Below are 19893 nucleotides of genomic sequence, written 5' to 3' on the forward strand. Positions count from 1 at the left end.
TGAAGTCGACCGAGCAGGGGCCGCCGATCCACCAGGGATCGGCGGCCCTTCGGCTTTCCAGACTCCCCCGGGTGGGCGAGCTGGGCAATCCGATGCGTCTCTCCCGTTGTAACCCCGCGCCGCGCGCCGCCCCCGAGGGCGCTCACAGCCTTTCCGGAATCTCTTCCCCCGCTTGGTCCCACCGTTGCGAAGGTCTTCCCACGGCCATCCGGAGGCAGGGGTACGACGCGTCGGAAGCCAGGACGAGTGCCGGGACGGCTACCCTTACGCGGAGATGTTGTGACCGTTCTAGTTGAGTGAGTGATGGCGGAAAGCGACGAGCTGCCCGACGCGCCCGCTGTGGCGCGCGAGGTTTTCACCGGTGAGGCCTGGCCGCGGGCCCAGGCGTTCGCGGAGATGCTGGCCGGCCCCGGTGTGGTCCGAGGGCTTCTGGGTCCGCGGGAGATCTCCCGGATCTGGGACCGGCACCTGCTGAACTGCGCCGTGGTGGCCGAGGTGGTGCCCGAGGGCGCTCACCTCGTCGACATCGGGTCGGGCGCCGGGCTTCCCGGCATCGTCCTGGCGATCGTGCGGCCTGACGTGAAGGTGACACTTCTGGAGCCCCTTCTGCGCAGGACGACCTTCCTCGAAGAATGTGTGAACGAGCTCAAGCTGGCCAACGTGGAGGTGCTCCGCGGCCGCGCCGAGGAGCTGGTGGGCAAGCGCCTGTTCGACGTCGCGTCCGCTCGCGCCGTCGCCCCCCTTGACCGTCTGCTGACCTGGGCGCTGCCCCTTCTTCACGAGGGCGGCCAGCTGCTCGCCATGAAGGGGGAGCGGGCAGCGGAGGAGCTCGAGGGCGCGGCTCAGCAATTGCAGTCTTATGGGGCGCAGACTGCCGAGCTTGTCACGGTCGGGCACGGTAGGGTCGATCCGCCCGCGACTCTTGTCCGGGTGGTCGCCGGACGCTCCCCCGCCAGAACTGCGCAGGGTGCGCGGCGCCGACGGAAGAGGTGACGGTTATGCCGGATACGGCGGGCGGCCTGGGCTGGCCGGGTAGCCAAGTCTCCGTGTCGAGCGGAAGACCCTCGGGTCTCGGCTGGCCTCCCTCCTCTGCTGCTGCGACGCCCGTTGAAAGGACGACGACCGTGTCACAGCCCCCCGTCAACCCAGGCGATTCGCCGCTGGTCCGAGAGGCACTCAGCTCAGTGGTTTCACGTGAAACAGGCCCGTCCACTCCCGTGGCCGCCCCTTCAGTCGGCTATCCCTCCCCTACGCGAGACGGTGACTGGCCGCGCCCACCGAAGCGGCGCATCGTCACGATCGCGAACCAGAAGGGCGGCGTCGGCAAGACGACGACGGCCGTCAACCTCGCGGCGGGCCTGTCGATGCACGGCCAGAGGGTGCTCGTGATCGACCTCGACCCCCAGGGCAACGCCTCGACCGCCCTGTCCGTCGAGCATCGCGGCGACATCCCCTCCGTGTACCAGGTGCTGGTGGAGGATCTCCCGCTCCGCGAGATCGTCAGCCCCGTCCCCGACATGCCGAACCTCTACTGCGCGCCGGCCACCATCAGCCTGGCCGGCGCCGAGATCGAACTGGTGTCGCTGGTCGCCAGGGAGGCGCGCCTGAAGCGCGCGATCGAGGCGTACGACGACATCGAGCTCGACTACATCCTCATCGACTGCCCGCCGTCTCTCGGACTGCTGACCGTGAACGCCATGGTGGCGGCCGAAGAGGTCATGATCCCGATCCAGTGCGAGTACTACGCCCTCGAAGGGGTCAGCCAGCTCCTCCAGAACGTCGAGCTCGTCCGGGTGCACCTCAACCAGGTGCTGCGCGTCTCCACGATCCTGCTCACCATGTACGACGGGCGGACCCGCCTGGCGTCCCAGGTGGCGGATGAGGTGCGGTCCCACTTCGGTGACACCGTCCTCAACACCGTGATCCCTCGCAGCGTGCGGGTCTCGGAGGCGCCGAGCTACGGGCAGTCCGTGCTCACCTACGACGCCGGCTCCAGCGGAGCGATGGCGTACATGGACGCGGCCCGGGAGATCGCCTTCCGGGGCGCGGCCGTGGCGGGAAGCTGACCCGGCCCGGCGGCGGTACCCTCCTGTGGAGTGTCCCGCGCCGGGCCCGATGGGAACGTCAGAGTCACTTCGCCGTGCCTACGTGGCATGGGCGCGGTGAAAGCGGCGGCGGCGACCTTTGATGGCCGTCTCCGCGCGAGCGGGTCGTTGGGCGAGGAGGAGTCGTGGCTCAGCAGAGGCGTGGTGGACTGGGGAAGGGCCTTGGAGCCCTGATCCCCACCGGGCCGATCATCGAAGTTCCGGCGGCCGCGGAAGCGGTGCCGGAACCCCCTCCGGCGAGCGAGGGCCCCAAGCCCGTCGCGGGCGCCTACTTCATGGAGATACCCCTCAAGTCGATCAGCCCGAACCCGCGGCAGCCGAGGGACATCTTCGACGACGAGTCCCTTCAGGAGCTGGCCGACTCCATCGATGAGGTCGGGCTCCTCCAGCCCATCGTGGTTCGCTCGATGGGCGAGGAGCGCTACGAGCTCATCATGGGGGAGCGGCGGTGGCGCGCCTTCCAGCGTCTGGGCCGCGAGGAGATCCCCGCCATCGTCCGGAGCACCCAGGACGACGAGATGCTCCGCGAGGCGCTCATCGAGAACCTCCAGCGTGAACAGCTCAACGCCCTGGAGGAAGCGGCCGCGTACCGCCAGCTTCTGGACGACTTCGGCGCGACCCACGAGCAGCTCGCCCAGCGGGTCGGCCGCTCGCGATCCCACATCACCAACACCCTGCGCCTGCTCAACCTCCCACCCAACGTACAGGTCAGCGTGGCGGCCGGCACGATCAGCGCGGGCCACGCCCGAGCGCTCCTCGCGCTCGACGACCCCGCGGCGATGGAGCATCTCGCGAAGCGCATCGTCGCCGAGGGGCTCTCCGTGCGCAGCGTGGAGGAGATCGTGTCGCTGGGGGAGGCCACCGCGGCCCCGGTCCCCCGGGCCCGCCGGCCGAAGGATGCTCCCGAACCGGCCCTGGCCCACATCGCCCACCGCCTGTCCGATCACTTCGAGACCCGCGTCAAGGTCGATCTGGGACGGCACAAGGGCCGCATCGTCGTCGAGTTCGCCACGATGGACGATCTGGAGCGAATCCTCAGCACGATGGCGCCCGGCGCGACCGGTGCGCTGAACGACCTGGACGACTGACCGCCCATCCCCTTTTTTACGGGCGCGGATTTCCCTGATCCTAGGTATCCGCGCCCCAGCGGTCGTCTTCGCCTGGCCCCCGGTCGACCAGGAGCAGGGGCTCCAGGGAAGACTGTCGACGGCGGTGAGGACTCGTAGATCGCGGTCGGCCCACTCCAAGTTTCACGTGAAACGTCGAACAGATCCGGCCCCTGATCGAGCATCGCGCAGCCACGGTCGTTTATCTCGTTTCACGTGAAACGACGAACACGATCCGGCCTCCGGTCGAGTACCGCGCAGCCACGGCTGTTACCTCCCCGCCTTGGCTCGCCGCCAACGGCTCGGTCCACCACCTCGGCGGGCTTTCCGCCCTGGTTCGCCGTCGAAGCTCGCTTTCTGGCCTGGTGGCCACGTCGACCGGTTTTCCGGGTGCGGTCCGCCGCGTCGTCTGGGGTGCCGCCCTGGTTCGCCGCTGGTGGGATCAGCAGTGATCTAGGGTCATCTCGGTGCTCAACGCGACGGCCATGACGATGGGCGAGCGGGCCGAGGAGATCCGGCTGCTGCGTACCGTGGGGGCCAGACCACCGCAGCTCACCAGGGCGGTGTGCTGGGAGACGTTGATCGTGACCTGCGTCGGGACACTGCTGGGAACGGCGATCGCCGCCGCCTCCCTCACCGCCCTTTGCAAGGCCGCGACCGGCCGAGCGTGGTTCGCCTACTCCCTGCCGCAGTACGCGGGCCTCGTACTGGTCTGCGCCGTGACCGGCCTGGCCGGCCACACGGAAAGCACGGCAGAGGCCGCTACTGCGCGACGGCTGACTTCGATGTCGTCAGGCGGAACTGTCTCGGCTGGCGTGGGCCGACCGCCTCGGCCGCTGCCTCTCTTCCGATCCAGGCCCGGCTCGTTCATGACACCAGAGGTACCTGGTGTCCGCCGACCTGGATCGGGCCGGCCGCCGGACCGGACCGCCCACATGCGGCTCCGATCTGTGGATCCGTGCGGGCGTAGCCTGACGGGGTGATCGAATCTCCCTATGTCGGCGACTTCGCCAGCGACAATCACACCAAGGCACACCCGTTCGTGCTCGACGCCGTCGCGGCCGCCAATACAGGTCACGCGCCCGCGTACGGTGACGACGCGTGGACGAGCAGGCTCATCGATCAGATCCGCTCCGAGTTCGGCGACCAGGCCACACCGTTCGTCGCCCTGAACGGCACCGGGGCCAACATGCTCGGGCTCAGCCTGATGCTCGGGCGCCGCTATGACGCGATCATCTGTCCGGACACCGCGCACATCGCCACACACGAGACCGGGGCCACCGAGCGGATCCTCGGGGTCAAGCTCATCACCGTCCCGACCTCGCAAGGCAAGCTGACTCCGGAGGACGTGATCGCACGGCTGGGCACACCGGAGAACATCAGTGAGGTACAGCCCAAGGTCGTCTCGATCTCCGAGGTCACCGAGCTCGGCACCTGCTACACACCGGAGGAGATCGCCGCGCTCGCCGAGACGGCGCACGCGAACGGCATGCTCCTCCACGTGGACGGTGCGCGCATCGCCAACGCCGCCGCCTTCCTCGGCTGCTCCCTGCGGCAGCTGATCACCGAGGCCGGGGTCGACGTGCTGAGCTTCGGCGCGTCCAAGAACGGCGGCCTGGTCGGCGAGGCGGTGATCGTCCTGCGCCCCGACCTGGCGGAGGGCGGCCCCTATCTACGGCGTCAGATGCTCCAGCTGGCCTCCAAGATGCGCTTCGTCTCGGCTCAGCTGTCGGCCCTTTTGACGGGAGAGCTCTGGCGGGACAACGCCCGCCACGCGAACGCGATGGCCCGCAGGCTCGCGGACGGGATCGCCGATCTCCCCGGCCTCACCATCCGCTGGCCCGTCGAATCGAACGCCGTCTTCGCCTCTCTCCCCGCCGGTGCGATCGAGGAGCTGCGCTCCCGCTATCTGTTCCACGTCTGGGACGCCACCGACAACACGGTCCGATGGATGACGGCCTTCGACACCTCTCCCGAGGACGTCGACGCCTTCATCAGCGACATCCGCAAGGCGGTCAAGGGCTGATCAAGCCGCCCTTGTGACCCCCAGCCGCCGCAATCCCGCCCCCCGTTTCACGTGAAACAGCGGCACGCCGGGTTACGGGAGGTCGGTGGCCCGGTGGGCGGCGGCGTCCAGGAGGCCGCGGCAGATGTCGCCGAGATCCTTGCCCGCGGCTTCGACCGCCATGGGGAGCAGCGACGTCTCGGTCATGCCCGGGGCGACGTTGACCTCCAGGAAGTGGGGGCGGCCGTCGCCGTCGACGATGAGGTCGGTGCGGGACAGGTCGCGCAGGCCGAGGGCGGTGTGCGCGGTGACGGCGAGCTCGGCGCACGCCTCCGCCACCTCGGGCCGCAGCCGCGCCGGCGCGAAGAACTCGGTGCGTCCGGCGGTGTAGCGGGCGGAGTAGTCGTAGACCCCTCCGTCAGGGACGATCTCGACGGGCGGCAGGGCGACGGGCCCGTCGCCGAGGTCGATGACGGAGACCGCCACCTCGACCCCCTCGACGTACTGCTCGATCAGCGCCGTGTCGCCGTAGGCGAAGCATCCCACCATTGCCGCCGGGAGCTCGTCGGCCTTGCGCACGATGGAAGCGCCCAGCGCGGACCCGCCGCGGGACGGCTTGACGAACAGCGGGAGCCCCAGCCGTTCGACGATGCGTGCGAGGACGGCGGTGGCGCCCAGGTCGTGGAAGGTCTCCTTCGGCAGCACGACCGACTCGGGTGTGCGCACGCCCACGGACCTGACCATGGTCTTGGCGGTCGGCTTGTCGTAAGCGATGCGGCATGCGTCGGGAGCGGCCCCGACGTACGGCAGCGAGAGCAGCTCCAGCACCGACCGGATGGCACCGTCCTCCCCGCTGCCGCCGTGCAGCGTCACGAAGACCACGTCCGGCGGGTCGGCGAGGACGGCGGGCACGAGGGCCGCGTCGGTGTCGCGCGTCTCCACGTCGACCCCGGCGGCCCGCAGCACCTCGCTCACCCGGCGTCCGGAGCGGAGGGAGACCTCTCGTTCGTACGACAGCCCGCCCGCCAGCACCAGCACATGGCCGAGATCGCTCATCGGGGACCTTTCTCACGTCGTGGCACCGGCCGGCGCCCGCTGGACGGGCGGGCGCCGGCCGTGCGGCAATTCTTCCGGTCGGATGGGACGCGGCGTCCCTTTCAGGCTAGGTCGGGCCCCGGCGTGTCGACGCCACCGTGGGCCGGCACCGAGCCGGTGCCGAACGTGTCGCGCAGCACCAGCTCCTGCTGGATGACCCCGGCGAGGCGGCGGACCCCCTCGCGGATGCGGTCGGGTTCGGGGTAGCAGTACGACAGGCGCATGTTGCGCGAGCCGGAGGCGTCGGCGTAGAAGCCGGTGCCGGGCACGAACGCCACCCGCTCGGCCACCGCGCGCGGCAGGATCGCCTTGGAGTCGAGCCCTTCGGGGAGGGTCATCCAGACGAAGAAGCCGCCCGCTGGGCGGGTCCAGGTGCATCCGGGCGGCATGAGCGCCTCCAGCGCGCCCAGCATGGCGTCGCGTCGCTCGCGGTAGAGCTCCCGGAACGACTTGATCTGCTCGCGCCACGGCTGGGTGGCGAGGTACTGGCCGACGGCGAGCTGCGAGAAGCTCGAGTGCGACAGCACCGCCGACTCCATGGCCAGCACCAGCTTGTCCCGGACGGCGTGGGGCGCGAGGGCCCAGCCGACGCGGAAGCCGGGGGCCAGCGTCTTGGAGAAGGACCCGAGGTACACGACCCCCTCGGGGTCGTCGGCGCGCAGCGCGCGCATCGGCTCGCCGTCGAAGCCCAGCAGGCCGTACGGATTGTCCTCGACCACGAGCACGTCGGCCCGCCGGCAGATCTCGAGCACCTGGCGGCGTCGCTCGGCGGTGAGGGTGACGCCGGCGGGGTTCTGGAAGCTCGGCACGGTGTAGAGGAACTTGATGCGGCGTCCCGCGCGGGCCGCGGCGGTGATCGCCTCTGAGAGGGCCTCGGGCACCAACCCGAGGTCGTCCATGGGGACGTGCACGACGGAGGCCTGGTAGGCCGCGAACGTGCCGAGCGCGCCGACGTACGACGGGCCTTCGGCGAGGATCACGTCGCCGGGGTCGATGAAGATGCGGGTGATCAGATCGAGGGCCTGCTGCGATCCGACGGTGACGACGACGTCGTCGGGGCCGGCCTCGATGCCTTCGAGGCGCATCACCTCGCAGATCTGCTCGCGCAGGTGGGGGTCTCCCTGGCCGGAGCCGTACTGCAGCGCCACGGTGCCGCGCCGGGCCACAAGGTCGGCGACGAGCTCGCCGACGGTGTCGAGGGGGAGGGCGGTGACGTACGGCATGCCGCCGGCCAGCGAGACCACCTCGGGCCTCGACGCGACGGCGAAGAGAGCTCGGACCTCGGAGGCGACCATCCCGGCTGCCCGTGCGGCGTACCGATCGATGTAGGCGTCGATGCGCGACCCGTGGGCCGCCGTCCTCCGACCGTGATCCTGCTCTTCCGTCACGGTCCACCTCCTAGGTCATAGCCGCGTCAGATTTGGCTGCGGAGAAACCAGAGTACGCCAGCGAGCCCCGCCGCCTTTCCTTATTTCTTCACTTCAGGGGCTATTCCCGGCATACCCTCCGTCAGCTGACGGTCAGGACGATACGACAAGCCGCGTGGGGAGAGGTGAGGAGGATCACCGCGCCCGCCCTTCACTCAGCTACCATGCCAGTCTGGAGACGCCGTAAATTGGTGCGCTTTTCCGCCATGACTCGCGTTCGTCTCGCAAGGATTGGGGGCTCCGAGGTGTCGCGTCGGCTGGTGAATGTCACGCTGGACAACCTTGACGATTTGCCACGCCGCTGCCGGCGGTGCGTTTTCTGGGAGCTCGACCCCGTCAGCGGGGAGCGTGCCCAGGAGGCCGGTGACCCGGGGCTCGAGAAGGAGGCGTGGATCTCCGCGACCCTCCTCGAGTGGGGCAGCTGCGGCAAGATCTGCTACGTCGACGGCGTGCCCGCCGGGTTCGTGCTGTACGCGCCGCCGCTGTACGTCCCCCGGTCGGTCGCGTTCCCGACCTCCCCGGTGAGCGCGGACGCGGTCCTGCTGATGACCGCGCACATCGTGTCGGAGTTCTCCGGCGGCGGGCTCGGCCGCATGCTGATCCAGGGGGTCGCCAAGGACCTGACCCGGCGTGGCGTGCGGGCCATCGAGGCGTTCGGCGACCTGAAGTGGGAGCAGCCGGGCTGCGTGCTGCCCGCCGAGTATCTCCTCGCCGTCGGTTTCAAGACGGTACGCCCACATCTGCGCTTCCCCAGGCTGCGTCTGGAGCTGAAGACGGCGGCTTCGTGGCGCGAGGACGTCGAGGTGGCGCTGGAGCGGCTGCTGGGCTCCATGAGTCCGGAACGTGCGCTTCGTCCCGTCTGAGGCGACCTGAGCGCCCGCACGGCGCCCCACAGCCCCCAGGAGCAACAGAGCCCCTCGCACCGTGTGGTGCGAGGGGCTCTGTCGTCGCCATGTGGCGGCGCCGAGATCCGTTTCCGGTACGTCGATCCGAGTGGATCGCCTGGGGGATCCGGGGCCAGTGCGGGGATACGGGCCTAGATGACGCCGTCGAGCTCGCGGAGCAGCATGGCCTTCGGCTTGGCGCCGATGATCTGCTTCACGACCTCCCCGCCCTTGTAGACGTTCATCGTCGGGATCTGCAGCACGCCGTAGTCACGCGGGGTCTGCGGGTTCTCGTCGATGTTGATCTTGACGATGGTGAGCTTGTCGGCGTGCTCGCTCGCGATCTCCTGCAGGATCGGCGCGACCTGACGGCACGGACCGCACCACTCCGCCCAGAAGTCGACGAGCACGGGCTTGTCGCTCTTGAGGACCTCGGCCTCGAAGGTGGCGTCGGTCACTGACTTGATCTCGCCCAAGGTGTTCTCCCATTGAGTGTTGACGGTGAGACGGTCGGCGGGCACCACCCTGGTGCCCGGAGGGCCCGCGGTCGCGGCCGGCAGAGCCGCGACCGGGATCGGCCCGGCTGTCAGCTGTGGTGGGCGAGCCACCGCTCGGCGTCCAGCGACGCCGCGCAGCCGGTGCCCGCCGCGGTGATGGCCTGGCGGTAGATGTGGTCGACGACGTCACCCGCGGCGAAGACGCCGTCGAGGTTCGTCCGCGAGGTGGGGGCCTGGACGATGACGTAACCCTCGTCGTCGATGTCGACCTGGCCCTTGAACAGCTCGCTGCGGGGGTCATGACCGATGGCGATGAACACGCCGCTGACGGCCAGCTCGGTCTCCTCCCCGCTCTTGAGGTTGCGGATCTTGACGCCGCTGACGCGGTTCTCGCCGAGGATGTCGGTGACGACGCTGTCCCAGACGAACTTGATCTTCTCGTTCGCGAAGGCGCGGTCCTGCATGATCTTGCTGGCGCGCAGCTCGTCGCGGCGGTGGATCACGGTCACCGAGCGGGCGAACCGGCTGAGGAACGTGGCCTCCTCCATGGCCGTGTCGCCACCCCCGACGACCACGATGTCCTGGTCGCGGAAGAAGAAGCCGTCACAGGTGGCACACCAGGAGACGCCCCGGCCGGAGAGCCGCTTCTCGTTCGGCAGGCCGAGCTCGCGGTACCCGGACCCGGTCGCGATGATCACCGTCTTCGCGAGGTAGGTCTCGGTGTGGGTCTTGACGACCTTCGGGCTGGCGGTGAGGTCGACCTCGATCACGTCGTCGGCCACCAGCTCGGCGCCGAACCGCTCGGCCTGCTTGCGGAAGTTGTCCATGAGCTCGGGGCCGAGGATGCCGTCCGGGAAGCCGGGGAAGTTCTCGACGTCGGTGGTGTTCATGAGCGCGCCGCCGGCGGTGACGGAGCCTTCGAACACGAGGGGGTTGAGGTCCGCGCGCGCAGCGTAGACCGCGGCCGTATAGCCGGCCGGCCCCGACCCGATGATGATCACATTACGGACGTCGCTCACGCCTGTCGCCTTTCGTGCCCATGGTGGTCGGTCGCTCGGCTGCCGGTGTGCGTCACCGCACCCGTCCCCCGACTGCTCATCCACCTGTTCGGTGGATGCAGTGGCGTCAACAGATCCTAGGCTTCCGGGATTCCCGGGCGCGCCAAGGGCGGGTCCCCGACATGACGAAGTCCCCCGCGGTTTCCCGCGGAGGACTTCGCAGAGGTGGAAGAAGGCTACTGCCAGCGGCCCACGCCGGGCTGCCGGATGTTCTTGCAGGAGTCGTCGACGACGTACACCCAGACGGCGTTGCGCATGCGGTCCTTCCAGAACGCCATCACGGTGGCCTCGTTGCCCTCGTACAGCGCCTGGTCGACGCCGATGGGCTTGGGGGCCTTCCGCAGGCCGAGCTTGTGGCCGACCCGGGTGGAGATCTGGTTCACGCACCGCACGAGCGCGGGGTCGACGGACGCGTCGCCCCCGGCGCCCGGACCCATGGCACCCACGTAGGTGACCAGAGGGCCGTCGAGCACGGTGCTGGAGTAGTTGAAGCCGCTCTTGCCGATCGCGTAGCCGATCGCCTGGGCCGTTCCCTTCCGGGTCCCCGAGTTGGAGTTCGGGGCGCTGGTGGGAAGGCTCTGGTGGCTGGCGCTCGGCTGAGGAGCCCGCTCTGCAATCGGAGCGGCTTGCGGGCCGTCGGTGCCCGTGGCCGAAAGCAGCGTCGCCGACGCGCCCGCCGCTCCGATCACCACCGCGGCCGCCACACCGGCCGCCAGCGGCATCGCCCACGGACGGCGCCGGGAGGTCTTCCTGCGCCTCGCGGGGACGATCGATCCGTCGTCGGCCACCACGCCCAGGCGCACGCCCTCCTCGGGCTGCGACATCGCGGGCACCGGCTCCAGGACCGGAAGCTCCTGCTCTGCCGGGACCGACGCCGTGAGTGGCATCGGCGCCGCGGTCTCCCACGGGGCATCGGCCATGATGCGGTCCCAGTCGGGCGCCTCGTCGAGCTTGAGCCCGCCACCGGCCTTCCTGGTCTCCGCCTCGGCGCTCAGGGCCTTGTCGATGCGGAGCGCGACACCCATGGGCATCGCGGGCACCGGAACCCCTGCGAGCACCTCGCGGACCGCTGCCAGGTCGGCCAGGCTCTCCCCGCAGGGATCGCATACCGCGAGATGCTCGCGGACCCGCGCGGCAGTGGCGACGTCGAGGAGACCCTCGGCCAATTCGGCGAGGACCTCGAGGTCGTAGTGCGTATCACCCGTCACGAAGTTCTGCTCCCTTCGCGGATGAGACGCGAGTTAGGCCTGAGCGGTTCCGCAGATGCGAAAGAATCGGGGCAAGTTTCGCCCGGCCGCGGGCGCACCGGCTCTTGATCGTGCCGGCCGGCACTTGGAGAACCTGCGCGGCGTCCTCCACGGAGTAACCCATCATGTCGACCAGCACCAATGCGGCTCGCTGGTCGGCCGGGAGGAGCTTGAGCGCGGCCGAGACCTCCATGGAGACGTCGCGATCTCCTGTCTGGTCGGGTACCGGGGTGTCCCGTTCGGCGGCCTCGACGAGCTCGTCGTCGGCCACGGGACGGATGGACTTGCGCCGCATGCGGTCGAGGCAGGCGTTCACGACGATGCGGTGGAGCCAGGTGGTCACCGCCGCTTCGCCGCGGAAGCTCTCGGCCTTGCGGTAGGCCGAGACGAAGGCGTCCTGCACGGCGTCGGCGGCCTCGTCGGGGTCACCGAGAGTGCGCAGCGCCACGGCCCACATACGGTCGCGATGGCGGCGGACGATCTCACTGAAGGCGTGTGGATCGCCGCCTATATGGCTCATCAGCAGGTCGGCGTCGGACAACGCGGACCGTGCCGCCTGCTGAGCCGCCGGCGGGCTGTCGGGAGGAGGATTCACAACGCGTGTCCTGTTATGCCGATTCGGGAGAGTGCACCACTACGTTGTAGATGGTGCCACGAAACTTCCCGTCGAAGGCCGGAAGACGCGTAAACCAGATCAAAACGTACTGACCGCTGGTGGCCTTTTCGGGGGTGAGGGTCACTGTGCCTGCGACGTTCTCCTGCTTGGCGACTTTCTTCAGCGAGTTGAGGTCGCCCGAGTCGCCGATGCGCAACTCGATGGACGCCGGCGAGTCGCCGAGGGTGAGCACCAGATCGGATACCGAGGTCTCCTTCCCCATGTCGAGCAGCAGGCCGACTCCGTCCTTGAGCCTGCCGAAATCGGCGCTCTCGTACGTCTCGGTGTGCCATTCGGTCGACGGCTTGCCGTCGATGGCCAGCCGGGGAGTGTCGGGGCGGCCCTCGGAGTGGTCGCCGTGCGGGTCGAACCCGCGGGCGCTCACCGGCTTCACCGTCACGATCTTCGGGGCCTGCGTCTGCTTGGCCGGCGTGCTCGGGGACGCCGCGGGCTGCTGCCTGCCGAGGCTCTGGCCGAGCGTCCACGCGCCGATGCCGACCGCGGCGATGACCAGCGCGATCACCACGGTGACCAGCGCACGTCCCATCACGCCCCGGGGACGGCGCTGCGCGACCATCGTGGAAGGCACCGGGGACGGTGGCAGCGGCGGCCTCGGCGGGTTGGCCGAGTCGACGGAGTCGGGAGCCTCGGAGCGCAGGCTCACCGCGGGCGGCGGCATCGCCGACACCGGCACCGGGGACGGCCGCGGCACCTCGGCGAGGGCCTCGGCGACGTCGGCGGGGGTCGCGAGGGCGGGAAGGCCGCGCCGGGGCTCCTGCAGGAGCGCCCGGCAGGTGATGGCGTCGAGGAAGCCCGGCACACCCGCCCTGACCTGGCGCGGAGTGCAGATCTTGCCGTCGTCGGTGGGCGCGGGCGGGAGGTCGACCTCGACGTCGCCGGGCCAGTGGCCGGTCAGGGCGGTGTAGAGGAGGCGGCCGAGCCCCACCGCGTCGTCACGGGCGGGGTCCTCGCTCTCGATGTCGGACAGCGAGGCGTCGACGGCCAGGCCGAGCAGCTTGACGGTGTTGCCGGCGGTCCAGATCAGCCGGTCGGGGGTGAGGCAGAGGTGCGACAGGCCGGACTCATGGGCGTGGGCGACGGCCTCGGCGGCCTCGGCGACCAGCGCGGCCGCGCGTTCGGGCGCCAGCGGTCCGGCGGACACCATGTCGGTCAGGGTTTCGCCGGTGACCCACTCGCTCACGACGTACGCCTGGCCGTCCTCCTCGGCGGCGTCGAAGACCTGGGTGAGGCGGGGATCGGTCAACCGGCTCGCACCGCGGGCGGCGGTGACGACCTCGTTGACCCGTTCGAAGTCGGGGGCCAGCGTGAGGACGCAGACGGGCCGCGCCAGCACCTCGTCGATGGCCTTCCACAACGTGGCGCCACCTGACTCGCTGACGCGGTCTTCCAGGCGGAACCGGTCGGCCAGCCGGCCGCCGGGCTCCACGGCCGGGGCGCTCATGAGGCGATCCTCTCCCTGGTCGTGGGCGATTTCCGTGCGAATACCCCCACGCCCCTCCTGCTCCTTGTCGCCGTCGGTGCCCGGCCTCCACCGTGCACGAGCCACCATGGTAGTCCGGAGCGGGTGCCGCCCGTGTTGCCCTTGGAACAAGGGCGAACCGGACTTCCGGCCTTACCTATGCCTAGCGGCCTACCCGTCCGGCCACAAGTCCAATGATCGAGGTGATTTCGGCGATCCGCATCCGCTGCGAGGCCACGAGATAAATCGCGCCGCCGACCCCGCCGCCGGCGATCAGCATGACGGCCGAGGTCAGCGGGGTGATGCCGGCCAGTTCCTTGGTGGCCCACAGCGCGACCAGGGCGACGACGGCGGCGGGGATCGCCGCGACGTACATGCGCGAGAGCCCGGAGGCGACGAGCCTGCCGCCGAGCCCGCCGCCCACCTTGCGGCTGGCGAGCGTCCAGGCGACGATCCCGCCGACGGAGTAGGCGGCGGTGAACGAGAGGGCCAGGCCCATGACGATGAGACGGGGCGGGAGGACGAGGTAGAGGACGAAGCCCAGCGTGGCGTTCACCATGACGTTCCCCGTCGCGATCAGCGCCGGGGTGCGGGTGTCGCCGAAGCTGTAGAAGATGCGCAGCAGCAGCTGGTAGATCGAGAACGGCACGAGCGCGAGCCCGAACACCTGCAGCACGTTGCCCATGTTCAGCGCGTCCTGCACGGTGACGTTGCCGTGGGCGAACACCAGCACGGTCACCGCCGGGCCGAGCACCATGAGCAGCAGTCCGCACGGCACGATCACGCACGACACCAGGCGCACGCCCGAGGCGAACTCCTCGCGCACGGCCTCCGGCCGTCCCTCGTGGACGTACCGGCTCATGCGGGGCAGCATCGCCGTGATCACCGAGACGGCGATGATCCCGTACGGGAGCTGGAAGAACTGGTAGGCGTAGCTGTAGGACGCCCAGCCGGCGACGTGCTCCAAGCCGGCCTTGGCGCTGGCGCCGGTGGCGAGGTTGGTGGTGACGACCATGCCGAGCTGGTTCACCGCGACGAAGGCGAGGGTCCACACCCCCGCCCTGGCCATCTCGCCGAGCCGGGCGTTGCGCAGGTCGAACCGGGGCACGAAGCGGAACCCGACGCGGTGCACCGAGATGATCAGGACGATCGACTGCGCGACGATGCCCGCCGTGGTGCCGATGCCGAGCAGGGCCAGGCCGGAGGGGGTGACCGCGTTGATGTCACGGCCGGCGTGGCTCACGAAGTGGTACGTCAGGCCGACCGCGATCACCACGACGTTGTTGAGCACGGGCGCCCACATGGGCGCCCCGAACCGGTCGCGCGTGTTGAGGATCGCGCCGGCGATGGCCCCGATGCCGAAGAACGCGATCTGGGGGAGGATGTAGCGCGCCAGCGTGACGGTGACCTCGGTCTCGTGCGGGGTGAGACCCGTGGTCACCACGTCGACCAGCACCGGGGCGAACACCACGCCGAGCACCGCCACGACGATCAGCACGAGCGTGGTCACGGTCATCAGCCGCTGCTCGTAGGCGCGCCCGCCGTCGGGGTCGTTCTTCTGCGCCTTGACGATCATCGGCACGATGACGCTGCTGAGCACGCCTCCGATGAGGAAGTCGAACAGCTGCATCGGGATGAGGTAGGCGACGTTGTAGGCGTCGCCCAGGGCCAGCACGCCGATGGCGGAGGCGAGAACCGCCGTCCGCACGAAGCCCGTGACGCGGGACACCATGGTGCCCGCCGCCATGATCGCGCTGGCGCGCAACATCCGGCTCATGAGGGCCCCTCTCGGTGTCGTGCGGGTTCGGGTACGGGATGCGGGCCGGTCTGCGCGGCCTTGCGGCTCTTGGCCAACCGGCGCGAGCGGCGGCGCAGGAGGCGAAGCGCGACGGCGGCGAGCATCACGGTGAGGGCGCCTCCGACGATCACCAGCGCGATCGCGGTGTAGCCGGTGGTCTTCACCGTCACCTGCACCGCGTTGCCGTAGCGGACCCCGTTCGCGGTGGTGAGCTGCACCTTCACCGTGGTCTGGCCGCCGCGGTTGATGATCATCGGGATGTCGATCGTCGTGGTCTTGCCGGCGCTGATGGTGACCGGCGTCTCGTAGCTACCGATCGTGAGCACCTTCTTGTCGCCGGAGGTGATGCGCACCCCGACCGTCGCGTCCTGGTCGGGCAGGCCGTTGCGGATGCTGATCGGCACCACGCCGTTCTTGCCGGCGATGTTGCGGTCCTCGACGGTGTTCACTGAAATGGTGTTCGTGCGGGCGGCCACGGCGGAGTCGACCTGCTTGACCAGGGGGCCGGCACTGCCCGTACGGCCGCGCCAGGCGGTCGAGGTGAGCCTGAGCACGGCCGCGTCGAAGACCCGCCGGTGGTCCTTGGTCACCGTCGCCGTCAGGTCGGCGCGGATGCCGAGCTTGCGCACCCCGGAGAGGTACGAACGGCTCAGCTCGGCCTGGCGGTCCTTGTCGGTGTAGAGCAGATCGCTGCGAGGCGTCGCCGGAGCCTTGGGCTTGATGGAGCCCAGGGAGACCGGCTTGAGCCAGGGCGCGGAGGACGCCGCCTTCAGCAGGGAGGTGACGAACGCCGGGTCGGGATTCCAGCGGCGGGGCGCCGCGGCGATGACGGCGCGCGACTCCTGCACGGGCTCCGCGCTGATCATCGCGGTCTCGGCGAGGAACCGCTGCGTGGCGAGGGTGGCGTCGGGGGCCGAGGCGCCGTTCGTGTTGAGCAGCTGACTCAGCACCGGGTCGGCCAGCAGCACCTTCATCTTCCGCTGCACGCTGTCGAGCGAGGCGGCGGCGTCCGAGGTGGTGGGCAGCGGAGGGTTCGGCGGCAGCGCCGTCGAGGAGAGAAGCACGGTGCGGACGTCGTTCACCGCGAGCGTGTCGAGCCCGTCGTAGTCGATGACCCCACCCGCGGGCCAGTTGGTACCGGTGCCGACGCTCTTGCCGAGGATCTCGGTGGCGACGTCCTCGCCCTTCTTCAGCGCGATGCCGGTGGCGGAGTCGAGCCCGTTGTGGCTGATGGCGGTGACGTCGGGGTCGGCGTAGGGGGTGGCGATGACGTCGGCGTCCGCAAGGGCCGTACGGAGTCTCTGCAGCCACTGGGCGACGTCCTGGTCGGCGGGCTTGCTCGTCGTGCCCGTGCCGGTCTTGAGGGAGTAGCCCTTGGCCATGACCTGCGCGTCGTCGAGCACCGCCGGGTCCAGGAACCAGTTCATGCCCTTGGACGGCGTCTCGGCGATCTTCAGGATCCTGCCCAGACGCCCGTCGTCGGCGACGGTGTCCCGGAGACCGTCGTCCACGAAGGTCGTGTCATCGCCGCGGTGGGGCTGGTCGACGATGGGGAACGCCCACGCGATACGGGTGCGCGTGACGGGCTGGTTCTTGGGGGCGTAGGGGAGGAACGTCCGCTGGGCCGACACCTGCCGGCCCGTCCCGTCGATCAGCTCCACCGTGAGCGGGTACACGCCGAACCTGGACATCCCGAGCGACAAGGGCGTGGTGGGGAACTCCCACGGGGTCTTGCCTGGTGTCAGCTGGGTCACGGGGATGGTCTGCCGCGCCTGGTCGAGGATGGTCCCGCCGTCGGCGAACGCCTGCATCTCCGCCCGGCCGGCGAACGGCTGCCGCGAGAAGCGCATCCGGATCGTCAGGGGGGCCGTGAGCTGCGTGCCCCCGGTGACGGAGAGGTAGCCGGAGATCTTCATCGGCGTCGACGGGTCGGTCGGCGCCTGGGGGGTGATCGAGTTGATCACCACCTGGGGATCCTGCCGGGCCGACGCCGTCCGGGCCGTGCCCTTCGCCCGTGCGGCGCTCGTACCTTTCGCGGCCTGTACGGCCCCCGCGGCCGGCGCGCTTCCGGCACCGGCGACGATCCCCGTGGCCGATGCGCTTTCGGCACCGGCGACGGCCGCCGGGACGAGGAACGCGGCGGTCAGTACGGAGATCAGGGCGGCTCCGCGGATCACGTGCCGGCCAGGGATGGAGTTGGGCGCACGCCCAGAATGGTATGGCCTAAAGCAGAGCGGGCGGCGATTCGCGGCAGGGCAGCCCCACGACCGGCCGCGCGTCCCTGGAGGCCGGCACGCGCGGCGTCGTGTGCCGCGGGGCCCGCAGGTTCACATATTTACCAGGGGTGACGGACAGCAGATCGAGCACCTTCATGCGCAGCGCCGTGTGCCGTTCACCTGTCGGGGCGTAAACCAGGTCGCCGGGGTGCTGCCAGTTCGTGAGGCGCTCGTCGATCAGAACCGTGAGCTCCGGGGGAAGCAGAAGCGGGGAAACCGCCGTCTCCGCGTAATCAGTGGCCGAATTCACCAGGAACGCCGGCGCGGGCCGCACCTTGCGGGCGCCGAGAAGAGCTCCGACGGCCCCCGCCCTCGGAGGCGAGGCGACGGTCGTCACCACGGCGACCGGAGCGCGCGAGCCGCGGATCGTGACCTCGAAAACGCTGACCCGGATACAGCACGCGGGGTCGGCATGCAGAATGGCGGGGAGGTCGTCGGCGCATGTCAAGGCGCGCGGAAGCCGTACGATCTCATGGTGGATCTGGTGAGACAGGAGCCAGCGGTGGATCGCGAGGGCGTCTTTCATCTCTCGTGCTCCTTGTCTTGTACGGGTGCCCCCGACAGATCTACGACCGACCGTAACCTGGTGATCGCGCGGGGTGTATCTCCCGGCGGGTTACACCAGGGCTAGCGCGGAGATTCTCTTCCGTAACCGAAGGACCTACCCAGCTTGTCCGTCTCAAACCTGAGCGTCAGTCAGCAGAAGGCCGTGACCGATCTCTTCCGGCGCATCGCCCCGGTCGCCGACGAACTCGGCGAGCTTTTCGCCGCGAACGGGCACGAACTCGCCGTGGTCGGCGGGTCGGTCCGCGACGTCTTCCTCGCCCGCATCGGCAACGACCTCGACCTGACCACCGACGCCCGGCCCGAGCGGGTGCTCGAGATCGTCAAGGACTGGGCCGACTCGATCTGGACCATAGGCATCGAATTCGGCACGGTCGGCGTCCGCAAGGGCAACTGGGTCCTCGAGATCACCACCTACCGCAGCGAGTCGTACGACCCCAAGTCCCGCAAGCCTGAGGTCGCCTACGGCGATACCCTCGAGGCCGACCTCGAACGGCGCGACTTCGCCGTCAACGCCATGGCCGTGCGGCTGCCGGGGCACGAGTTCGTCGACCCGTACGGCGGCCTGTCCGACCTCGCCGCGAAGGTCCTGCGGACGCCGGGGACGCCCGAGCGGTCCTTCGACGACGATCCGCTGCGCATGCTGCGCGCGGCTCGTTTCGCCTCCCAGCTGGGCTTCACCGTCGACCCGGCCGTGGTCACCGCGATGACCGAGATGGCCGACCGCATCGAGATCGTCTCCTCCGAGCGCATCCGCGACGAGCTCGACAAGCTCATCTGCGGCGCCCACCCCAGGGAGGGCCTCGGCATCCTCGTCGACACCGGCCTGGCGGCCCACGTGCTGCCCGAGCTGCCCAAGCTGCGGCTGGAGATCGACGAGCACCACCGGCACAAGGACGTCTACGAGCACACGCTCATCGTCCTGGAGCAGGCCATCGCGCTGGAGGCGGCCGGCGCCGACCGTGTGCTGCGGTGGGCGGCGCTGCTCCACGACATCGGCAAGCCGAAGACGCGCCGGTTCGAGGACGGCGGCCGCGTCTCCTTCCACCACCACGAGGTCGTGGGCGCGCAGATGACCAAGAAGCGGCTCGCCGAGCTGCGGTTCCCCAAGGACGTCGTCGCCGACGTCTCGCGCCTGGTCGAGCTCCACCTGCGCTTCCACGGGTACGGCACCGGCGAGTGGACCGACTCGGCCGTGCGCCGCTACGTCCGCGACGCCGGGCACCTCCTCGAGCGGCTCCACAAGCTCACCCGGGCCGACTGCACGACCCGCAACAAGCGGAAGGCCCAGGCTCTCTCGCGCACCTACGACGACCTCGAGGAGCGCATCGCCCGCCTCGCCGACGAGGAGGAGCTGGCGAAGATGCGGCCGGAGCTCGACGGCAACGAGATCCAGCAGATCCTCGGCGTCGGCCCGGGGCCGGTGGTCGGCAAGGCGTACAAGTTCCTGCTCGAGATGCGCCTCGACCAAGGGGTGGTCGGCAAGGAGAACGCCACGGAGGCCTTGATGAGCTGGGCCCGCGAGCAGGGCGTCATCTCCGGCTAGTTCCGCGGCCACGTCTGCCCCGGGTCCGGCGGACGTCGAAGCCGGTCGAGTGCGAAGAGCCCCGGCGGCCCGTCGAAGCCGGTCGAGCGCGAAGAGGTTTCGGCGGCCTGTCGCGGGCTTCCTCGCTCACGAGCGGCGTGGCCGCGGGTT

General features: G+C 69.9%; 17 protein-coding genes. 7 read left to right on the forward strand and 10 right to left on the reverse strand.

Annotated features, from left to right (window positions below; genetic code table 11):
- Nucleotides 1-303: 303 nt before the first annotated feature.
- From rsmG to KIK05_RS15475, 5 genes are all read left to right on the forward strand, one after another.
- Entirely contained in the window at nt 304-993 is a 690-nt protein-coding gene (gene rsmG, locus KIK05_RS15455) for a 16S rRNA (guanine(527)-N(7))-methyltransferase RsmG (protein ID WP_214411402.1), read from the forward strand.
- Between the two features lie 224 nt (nt 994-1217).
- Entirely contained in the window at nt 1218-2066 is an 849-nt protein-coding gene (locus tag KIK05_RS15460) for a ParA family protein (RefSeq protein WP_308249933.1), read from the forward strand.
- 164 nt (nt 2067-2230) lie between these two features.
- Nucleotides 2231-3193 carry a ParB/RepB/Spo0J family partition protein gene (locus KIK05_RS15465; protein ID WP_214411404.1) on the forward strand — a complete coding sequence of 321 codons (963 nt, stop codon included), beginning with the start codon at nt 2231-2233 and terminating at the stop codon, nt 3191-3193.
- Between the two features lie 509 nt (nt 3194-3702).
- Nucleotides 3703-4194, forward strand: a complete 492-nt coding sequence (locus KIK05_RS49410; RefSeq protein ID WP_372455592.1) for an FtsX-like permease family protein — start codon at nt 3703-3705, stop codon at nt 4192-4194.
- On the forward strand, nt 4191-5237 hold the full coding sequence (locus tag KIK05_RS15475) for a threonine aldolase family protein (protein WP_214411406.1): 1047 nt from the start codon (nt 4191-4193) through the stop codon (nt 5235-5237). The genes KIK05_RS49410 and KIK05_RS15475 overlap by 4 nt, the downstream gene beginning before the upstream one ends.
- A 72-nt stretch (nt 5238-5309) precedes the next feature.
- On the opposite strand, the gene KIK05_RS15480 is transcribed toward KIK05_RS15475, so the two are convergent.
- Together KIK05_RS15480 and KIK05_RS15485 are read right to left on the reverse strand one after the other, a co-directional pair.
- Nucleotides 5310-6272, reverse strand: a complete 963-nt coding sequence (locus KIK05_RS15480) for a D-alanine--D-alanine ligase family protein (RefSeq protein ID WP_214411407.1) — start codon at nt 6270-6272, stop codon at nt 5310-5312.
- A gap of 101 nt (nt 6273-6373) precedes the next feature.
- Entirely contained in the window at nt 6374-7606 is a 1233-nt protein-coding gene (locus KIK05_RS15485) for an aminotransferase-like domain-containing protein (protein ID WP_214411607.1), read from the reverse strand.
- A gap of 392 nt (nt 7607-7998) precedes the next feature.
- Here KIK05_RS15485 and KIK05_RS15490 point away from each other — a divergent pair, with 392 nt between their 5' ends.
- Nucleotides 7999-8601, forward strand: coding sequence for a GNAT family N-acetyltransferase (locus KIK05_RS15490; protein ID WP_443729120.1), 603 nt, complete (start codon nt 7999-8001; stop codon nt 8599-8601).
- A gap of 173 nt (nt 8602-8774) precedes the next feature.
- On the opposite strand, the gene trxA is transcribed toward KIK05_RS15490, so the two are convergent.
- The 8 genes from trxA to KIK05_RS15530 form a co-directional block, all read right to left on the reverse strand.
- Nucleotides 8775-9098, reverse strand: coding sequence for a thioredoxin (gene trxA / locus KIK05_RS15495; protein ID WP_250562854.1), 324 nt, complete (start codon nt 9096-9098; stop codon nt 8775-8777).
- A gap of 110 nt (nt 9099-9208) precedes the next feature.
- Nucleotides 9209-10138: a thioredoxin-disulfide reductase gene (trxB, locus tag KIK05_RS15500; protein WP_214411409.1), complete on the reverse strand. Its 930-nt coding sequence runs from the start codon at nt 10136-10138 to the stop codon at nt 9209-9211.
- 215 nt (nt 10139-10353) lie between these two features.
- Complete coding sequence (locus KIK05_RS15505; RefSeq protein WP_214411410.1) at nt 10354-11385, reverse strand: RsmA family anti-sigma factor; 1032 nt, start codon at nt 11383-11385, stop codon at nt 10354-10356.
- Entirely contained in the window at nt 11375-12019 is a 645-nt protein-coding gene (gene sigM, locus KIK05_RS15510) for an RNA polymerase sigma factor SigM (protein ID WP_214411411.1), read from the reverse strand. Before sigM ends, KIK05_RS15505 begins: the two co-directional genes overlap by 11 nt.
- A 13-nt stretch (nt 12020-12032) precedes the next feature.
- Nucleotides 12033-13541 carry a protein kinase family protein gene (locus KIK05_RS15515; protein ID WP_214411412.1) on the reverse strand — a complete coding sequence of 503 codons (1509 nt, stop codon included), beginning with the start codon at nt 13539-13541 and terminating at the stop codon, nt 12033-12035.
- Nucleotides 13542-13722: 181 nt separating this feature from the next.
- Nucleotides 13723-15336 (reverse strand): murein biosynthesis integral membrane protein MurJ, encoded by a 1614-nt coding sequence (gene murJ, locus KIK05_RS15520; protein ID WP_214411413.1) that lies wholly within the window; start codon nt 15334-15336, stop codon nt 13723-13725.
- Nucleotides 15333-17534, reverse strand: a complete 2202-nt coding sequence (locus tag KIK05_RS15525) for a DUF6049 family protein (RefSeq protein WP_214411414.1) — start codon at nt 17532-17534, stop codon at nt 15333-15335. The genes murJ and KIK05_RS15525 overlap by 4 nt, the downstream gene beginning before the upstream one ends.
- Nucleotides 17535-17580: 46 nt before the next feature.
- A complete protein-coding gene (locus tag KIK05_RS15530) occupies nt 17581-18159 on the reverse strand; it encodes an aminoacyl-tRNA deacylase (RefSeq protein ID WP_214411415.1) in 579 nt (192 codons plus the stop codon).
- A 144-nt stretch (nt 18160-18303) separates the two neighbouring features.
- On the opposite strand from KIK05_RS15530, the gene KIK05_RS15535 reads away from it, so the two are divergent.
- The gene (locus tag KIK05_RS15535) at nt 18304-19743 is read left to right on the forward strand and encodes a CCA tRNA nucleotidyltransferase (RefSeq protein ID WP_214411416.1); all 1440 of its coding nucleotides are present in this window, start codon (nt 18304-18306) and stop codon (nt 19741-19743) included.
- Nucleotides 19744-19893: the final 150 nt, after the last annotated feature.

This window comes from Sphaerisporangium fuscum (assembly GCF_018531465.1).
Classification (GTDB): domain Bacteria; phylum Actinomycetota; class Actinomycetes; order Streptosporangiales; family Streptosporangiaceae; genus Sphaerisporangium; species Sphaerisporangium fuscum.

What these genes read in the sequence shown, in the direction of transcription:
- rsmG (WP_214411402.1), top strand. Translation starts at nt 304, where the DNA reads ATGGCGGAAAGCGACGAGCTGCCCGACGCGCCCGCTGTGGCGCGCGAG.
- murJ (WP_214411413.1), bottom strand. Translation starts at nt 15,336, where the DNA reads ATGAGCCGGATGTTGCGCGCCAGCGCGATCATGGCGGCGGGCACCATG.
- KIK05_RS15530 (WP_214411415.1), bottom strand. Translation starts at nt 18,159, where the DNA reads ATGAAAGACGCCCTCGCGATCCACCGCTGGCTCCTGTCTCACCAGATC.
- KIK05_RS15515 (WP_214411412.1), bottom strand. Translation starts at nt 13,541, where the DNA reads ATGAGCGCCCCGGCCGTGGAGCCCGGCGGCCGGCTGGCCGACCGGTTC.
- KIK05_RS15485 (WP_214411607.1), bottom strand. Translation starts at nt 7,606, where the DNA reads ATGGTCGCCTCCGAGGTCCGAGCTCTCTTCGCCGTCGCGTCGAGGCCC.
- KIK05_RS15480 (WP_214411407.1), bottom strand. Translation starts at nt 6,272, where the DNA reads ATGAGCGATCTCGGCCATGTGCTGGTGCTGGCGGGCGGGCTGTCGTAC.
- KIK05_RS49410 (WP_372455592.1), top strand. Translation starts at nt 3,703, where the DNA reads ATGGGCGAGCGGGCCGAGGAGATCCGGCTGCTGCGTACCGTGGGGGCC.